Annotated in this window: 5 protein-coding genes and 1 tRNA gene; 1 reads left to right on the top strand and 5 read right to left on the bottom strand. The window is 50.5% G+C overall.

The annotated features are described in order from the left end of the window. A partial coding sequence (locus AKG43_RS09915) for a type VI secretion system Vgr family protein (protein WP_156300656.1) occupies window positions 1-832 on the bottom strand: 832 nt, incomplete at its 3' end. 191 nt (window positions 833-1,023) lie between these two features. On the opposite strand from AKG43_RS09915, the gene AKG43_RS09910 reads away from it, so the two are divergent. Then, complete coding sequence (locus AKG43_RS09910) at window positions 1,024-2,031, top strand: IS5 family transposase (protein ID WP_054600406.1); 1,008 nt, start codon at window positions 1,024-1,026, stop codon at window positions 2,029-2,031. A gap of 353 nt (window positions 2,032-2,384) precedes the next feature. Here the strand turns inward: AKG43_RS09910 and AKG43_RS09905 are convergent. The 4 genes from AKG43_RS09905 to truB all read right to left on the bottom strand — a co-directional run bounded on the left by AKG43_RS09905 (window position 2,385) and on the right by truB (window position 6,340). Continuing rightward, window positions 2,385-2,460, bottom strand: a tRNA-Asn gene (locus tag AKG43_RS09905). 184 nt (window positions 2,461-2,644) lie between these two features. Next, window positions 2,645-2,851 carry a YbdD/YjiX family protein gene (locus tag AKG43_RS09900; RefSeq protein WP_054600405.1) on the bottom strand — a complete coding sequence of 69 codons (207 nt, stop codon included), beginning with the start codon at window positions 2,849-2,851 and terminating at the stop codon, window positions 2,645-2,647. Next, window positions 2,841-4,913 carry a carbon starvation CstA family protein gene (locus AKG43_RS09895; RefSeq protein WP_054600404.1) on the bottom strand — a complete coding sequence of 691 codons (2,073 nt, stop codon included), beginning with the start codon at window positions 4,911-4,913 and terminating at the stop codon, window positions 2,841-2,843. Before AKG43_RS09895 ends, AKG43_RS09900 begins: the two co-directional genes overlap by 11 nt. A gap of 506 nt (window positions 4,914-5,419) precedes the next feature. After that, window positions 5,420-6,340, bottom strand: a complete 921-nt coding sequence (gene truB / locus AKG43_RS09890) for a tRNA pseudouridine(55) synthase TruB (protein ID WP_054600403.1) — start codon at window positions 6,338-6,340, stop codon at window positions 5,420-5,422. Window positions 6,341-6,387 lie beyond the last annotated feature (47 nt).

The following is a 6,387-nucleotide window of genomic DNA, read 5'->3' as shown; positions in this document are numbered from 1 at the left end:
CCCAATGGCTGTCGCTGCCGAGTAAGACGCTGCTGTCGCTTTCCGTGTCCTTCGCCGTTACTTCGGACGACAAATCGGTATCGGCATCGCGGTAGTTGTAGTCGCCGACGCGGATGGATTCGAGAATCGGGTTGTGTTTCACCTGTAAGGCGAACACCGCTTCTTCACCGACGCTCTCCAACCCACCATGAGGGCGGTAGGGATACAGATGACGGTTGTCGCGAAAATAATGGGCGGCATCGTCGCCGAATACCGCCACCTCGCCATATTGGGCGTTCTGCTCGAAGGCATACCAAATGCCTTCTTCTTCGCACAGCCGGTTGATAAAGGCGAAGTCGCTTTCCTGATACTGGGTCACATACTCGCGCACACCGTATTCGCGGGAAGTGTTAAAGCGGAAATCGACGCCGGAGAAGCCGTGGTGTTTCAGTAATGAAGCAATAATGTCGGGAACGTTTTGGTTTTGAAACAGCCGCGAAGTGCGATGATGCTTCAATGCGGCGATACGGGGTTCCAATACCATGCGGTAACGGGTTTCGTCGGCCGATACCGACAGCTTCTCACACGAAGTGATGATACCGCTCCATTCCTTCAACGCTTGGGGCGCGATCATCCCTTCGATCAATCCCAACGCATCAGAGCTTACCGGTGTTACCGTAAACTTGACCGCCTGATTAATGTATGACGACAGCGGTAAATCAGAATCAACAGAAGTGAGTTCGATGTCGAGGCGGTAGGCTGTGTTTAAGGCTTCGGCGGCGGTGAAGGAGGCGACGGAGAGGGAGGGACTGAAGCGGGAGAAGGTGAGGCGGTAGGATTGGGTTTGGGTCATCGCGAGTGTTCCAAAAGCGGTGTGTCAAAGTATCGGAATTCAAGATATATGCTTTGGCAATATAGCAGAATAGATATTTATTTTCTATTTACATATGACAAAAGGCCGTCTGAAATTTCAGACGGCCGAGACCTTTGCAAAATTCCCCACAATCCCCTAAATTCCCTACCAAGACATTTAGGGGATTTTTCATGAGCACCTTCTTTCAGCAAACCGCACAAGCCATGATTGCCAAACACATCGACCGCTTCCCCCTGTTGAAGTTGGAACAGGTGATTGATTGGCAACCGATCGAGCATTACCTCAACCATCAAAGAACCCGTTACCTTCGAGACCACCGCGGCCGTCCAGCTTATCCCCTGCTGTCCATGTTCAAAGCCGTTTTACTCGGCCAATGGCACAGCCTTTCCGATCCCGAACTCGAACACAGCCTCATTACCCGCATCGATTTCCATCTGTTTTGCCGTTTTGACGAACTGAGCATCCCCGATCACAGCACCTTATGCCGTTACCGCAACTGGCTGGCGCAAGACAACACCTTGGCCGAATTACTGGATCTGATTAACCGCCAACTGACTGACAAGGGTTTAAAAGTAGAGAAAGCATCCGCCGCCATCGTTGACGCCACCATTATTCAGACGGCCGGCGGCAAACAGCGTCAGGCCACAGAAGTGGATGACGAAGGGCGGGTCAACAGCCAAACCACACCGAGTAAAGACAGCGATGCCCGTTGGGTAAAGAAAGACGGCCGCTTCCATCTGGGTTACAAACAACATACCCGTACCGATGCGGAAGGCTATATTGAGAAACTGCACATCACTGCCGCCAATGCCCATGAGTACAAACACCTGCTGCCTTTGTTGGAAGGCCTAGCCAAAGGCACGACTGTCTATGCCGATAAAGGCTACGACAGTATGGAAAACCGGCAACATCTGGAAGAACATCAGTTGCGGGACGGCATCATGTGCAAATCCCACCGCAACCGGCCGCTAACGGAAGCGCAAACCAAACGTAACCGACACTTATCGAAAACCCGTTATGTGGTCGAACAAAGCTTTGGTACGCTGCACCGTAAATTCTGCCATGCCCGGGCAACTTATTTTGGCCTGAGCAAAGTGAGTGCGCAAAGCCATCTGAAGGCGATGTGTTTGAACCTGTTGAAAGCAGCCAACAGGCTACGTGCGCCTGTTGCCATCTGAAAGGCAGCTCAGATACCCGATTATCGGGTATTTGAGAAGAATAAAGGGGATATTTAGAACGGAAAACAGCCGAAATCCTGTGTTTGGGTTTCGGCTGTTGGGTAAAGGGGCTATTTTGCAAAGGTCTCGGCCTTTTGTCATATGTAAATTGCTCGTGCAATGGGTTTCTTATGGAATAAGTTTCTTAATTTTTAGGTTCGATGAGAAAAGAGCATTAAACTAATAAGACGGTAGATATTTTTGATTGTGTAACAAAGGTATTTTAAAAGTTTTGTAAAATTTGAGACCGTCTATCAAACCGTCTAAAAACAAGATAGGCCGCAATTGCTTGCGGCCTATCTTGTTGATTTATTTGGCTCCCCGACCTGGGCTCGAACCAGGGACCTGCGGATTAACAGTCCGTCGCTCTACCGACTGAGCTATCGGGGAAGAAGTCGACATTATAGCTTGGTTTTTATAATCGTCAATATATTTTTAATCTGTTTATATGAAAATAGATTAATAATATGAATTGTAATGAAATTTATTTTGGCTGGATGGAGGCCGTCTGAAAAAAAACTCCCGCCTTATTATCGGCGGGAGCTTTTCTTTCAGGATGTTTTCAGATGACAAACTAACAGCATCGTCCACCATTGCTTCCGCTACGGCGCTTGCTGCAGTAATCCTGAAATTGCAATTTCGTCATCACCGGCGCATTGGGGTTGTGTTTGCGTTGACGGGCAACATAGTTTTCATAGTCGGGTACGCCAACCATCAGGCTGCCGGCCAGGCGGGCTGTTTTCCATGCGCGTTTGATGAATTGCAATAAATTATGACTCATTACTTTGAACCTCGTTACGGTAAACCGCAGGCACTTCTTTGGCGGTAGGCCATGCCACTTTACGCGCTTTCAAGGCAACCCGCAATCCGTATATGGCTACGATAACGACGATGGAAAGGAACAAGATGGTTAAACCGGAGTTAACATAGTCGTTAAATGCGATACGGCTCATTTGCTCTAAGTCTTTAGCCGGAGCCAAAATTTCACCGCGTGCCGCCGCATCATTGAATTTGGCGGCATGTGCCAAGAAGCTGATTCTGGGGTCGCTGTGGAACAGTTTTTGCAAACCGGCATAGCAGGTTACGAATAAAACCAATACCGCAGGAACAAGCGGAACCCATACATAGCGTTCGCGTTTCATTTTCACGAGCACCACGGAACACATAATCAGGGCTACACCGGCCAGCATTTGGTTGGCGATACCGAACAAAGGCCAGAGTGAGTTGATACCGCCCAGCGGATCGGTTACGCCGGTATAAAGGAAGTAGCCCCAGAAAGTAACAGCCAAGAAAGTCGCAAACAGGTTGGCAGGAAGCGAATCGGTGTTGCCGAAAGGTTTGTAGAATACGCTGCCCAAATCTTGGATCATGAAGCGGGCAACGCGGGTACCTGCATCTACGGCGGTCAGAATGAAGAGTGCTTCAAACAAGAGGGCAAAGTGATACCAGAATGCCATCATGGCTTCGCCGGGAATCAGCTGGCTCATGATGTGTGCCATACCTACGGCCAAAGTTGGTGCGCCACCGGCACGCGACAGAATGGTGTTTTCACCTACTTCTTTAGCCGTGTGCAATAAAGTGTCGGCAGTAACGGGGAAGCCCAGTTGGTTAGTAATCACTTGTGCGGCTTGAGCAGCGTCGGTGCCGATAAGGGCAGTGGGGCTGTTCATGGCAAAGTACACGCCGGGATCAAGTGATGCGGCGGCCGCCAAAGCCATAATGGCCACAAAGCTTTCCATCAGCATGCCGCCGTAGCCGATCATGCGTACGTGGGTTTCGTTTTCCACCATTTTCGGCGTGGTACCTGAAGAAATCAGGGCATGGAAGCCTGAAACCGCACCGCAGGCAATGGTGATGAACAAGAAGGGGAACAAGCTGCCTGAGAATACGGGGCCGGTGCCGTCGATAAATCGGGTAACAGCGGGCATTTGCAGAGCGGGGCTGACAATCAGAATGCCGATAGCCAAGGCAATGATGGTACCGATTTTCAGGAAGGTTGAAAGATAATCGCGCGGAGTCAACAGCAGCCATACGGGCAATACTGCGGCCACGAAGCCGTAGATCATAATTGCCCAAGTCAGCTGGATGCCGTCTAAATCAAAATAGTGTGCAAACGAGCTTTGTGCAACATTCTCACCGTAAATGATGGCCAACATCAGCAGAATAAAGCCGACGATGGAAATTTCACCGATTTTGCCGGGACGGATATAACGGGTATAGATGCCCATAAACAGTGCAATCGGCATGGTGGCGGCAATGGTGAACGTACCCCACGGGCTGTGTACCAGTGCTTTAACCACAATCAATGCCAACACGGCCATGATGATGACCATAATCATCAAAATACCGATAGAGGCAATAACACCGGCGGTAGTGCCCAGCTCTTGTTTGACGATATCGCCCAACGATTTACCGTCGCGGCGCATAGAAACAAACAGCACCATCATATCTTGAACGGCACCGGCAAAAACCACGCCGAAAATAATCCACAGCGTGCCGGGCAGATAACCCATTTGCGCTGCCAACACCGGGCCGACCAACGGGCCTGCGCCTGCAATGGCGGCAAAGTGGTGGCCGAACAATACGCCTTTGTGTGTGGGCACATAATCCAAACCGTCGTTATGGCGTTCGGCCGGGGTTAAGCGGTTGGGGTCGAGTGCCATCACCTGTTTGGCAATGTACAGGCTGTAAAAGCGGTAGGCGATACAGTAAACGGAAATGGCGGCAACCACCATCCATACCGCGCTCACCTGCTCGCCCCTGTGGATGGCAAGCGTAGTAAAGGAGGCCAGGCCGACCAATACCACTATGCCCCAAATCAGAAACGTTTTGAGATGTTTCATAAAGACCTCGCAAGTTTGTTGAGATAAAAGCAATTGTTTGGTTACGTTTTATAGTAGAAGCTGAGAGCCTGTTCAAAATCTTCGTTCGACGGAGGTTTTATCCTGTCAAACCGCCTTTCTAAAGAAACGGTGAACAGACTGCGAAAGTGAGCAAGAATCAAGGCAAAACAGGAATCATGCAGCATGATTGGAAACAGGCGGATGCAATCTGAAGCGGGAAAGATGCTTGTAAAGGTATCCCCTGCGTCTGCACTGCATGCGCATGTTTACGCACGAACCGCATGAAAATTCACGGCAGCCTTGTGTAAATTATAGTTGTGTAACGTGAACAATCGTTGCTAGGTTAGCACAGTTCTTATCAGAACGATATGCAGGCGCAAGCCAACAAGGATATGCATTGAGCAAAATCAAACTATCAGAGGGAAAATCGGGCTTTTTACAGCCGATTTCCCCCTATTTGATTGCTTTTTTGAATAATAACTTTAGTGATGTGAAATAAAGCGCAATTATGTTGCCGTATTCATCAACCGCAGCGCTTTCAGACGGCCTGTTTCAATCTGATACTCGACCAAGCCGATAAAAGTGCCGTTTTCGTCATAAATCCGAATCGGCATATCGGAAGAAACACTGTTGCCGGAATGCGCCGGCTGCTGACCGAACTTGAGCAACCGAACAGACGGTTCGGGCAAAACAAGACGGGGGAGGTGTTCGACCAGCACATCGCAAGGCAGCAGCAAACCGTCGCGTGCGGCTTCGTCCAACCCTTCCAATTTTTCGAGTGTATGCGTTTGTCCTATCGAAAAACCGGCGGTTTCGGTGCGGCGCAGCGCGGTCAGATGGGCGAAAGTGCCGATATGTTTGGCGATGTCCTCACTCAGTGTGCGAATGTAAGTGCCTTTGCTGCAACGCACATCAATTACGGCTTCGGGCGGGCTAAAGGATCGGATATCGATTGAATAGACGGTAATGTCGCGCGGCTTGCGCTCGATGACTATGCCTTTGCGGGCGTATTCATAAAGCGGTTTGCCTTCATGCTTCAATGCCGAAAACATCGGCGGCACTTGTCGGATAGAGCCGGTCAATGCCCGACAGGCCGTCTGAAAATCTTCGTATGGAATATCGGCACGGCCCGTGGCAACAACCTCGCCTTCGGCATCGCCGGTCGAAGTCGCTTCGCCGAGTTTGAGCGTGGCTGTGTAGGCTTTGTCGGCATCCAACAGATATTGTGCAAATTTGGCGGCTTCGCCGAAACATACGGGAAGCAGGCCGGTGGCGAGCGGGTCGAGCACGCCGGTATGGCCGGCTTTTTCGGCGCGGTAGAGACGGCGGGCTTTCTGCAAGGCGGTATTGCTCGACAAGCCTTGTGGTTTGTCGAGCAGAAGTACGCCGTTCACGGCGCGTTTTTGCGGTTTAGAAAACGGGTTCATAAATGTGTAAAGGTTTCAGGCCGTCTGAACAGGCTGTTCAGACGGCC

This window comes from Neisseria sp. 74A18, from assembly GCF_001308005.1.
GTDB lineage: Bacteria > Pseudomonadota > Gammaproteobacteria > Burkholderiales > Neisseriaceae > Neisseria > Neisseria dumasiana.
The sequence above is the reverse complement of the archived record's forward strand: the minus strand, read 5'-3'. Positions and strand labels throughout refer to the sequence as shown.

Bases quoted from the DNA above. Each gene is read 5' to 3' on its own strand.
- truB (WP_054600403.1), bottom strand. From the start codon at position 6,340: ATGAACCCGTTTTCTAAACCGCAAAAACGCGCCGTGAACGGCGTACTT.
- AKG43_RS09900 (WP_054600405.1), bottom strand. From the start codon at position 2,851: ATGAGTCATAATTTATTGCAATTCATCAAACGCGCATGGAAAACAGCC.
- AKG43_RS09895 (WP_054600404.1), bottom strand. From the start codon at position 4,913: ATGAAACATCTCAAAACGTTTCTGATTTGGGGCATAGTGGTATTGGTC.
- AKG43_RS09910 (WP_054600406.1), top strand. From the start codon at position 1,024: ATGAGCACCTTCTTTCAGCAAACCGCACAAGCCATGATTGCCAAACAC.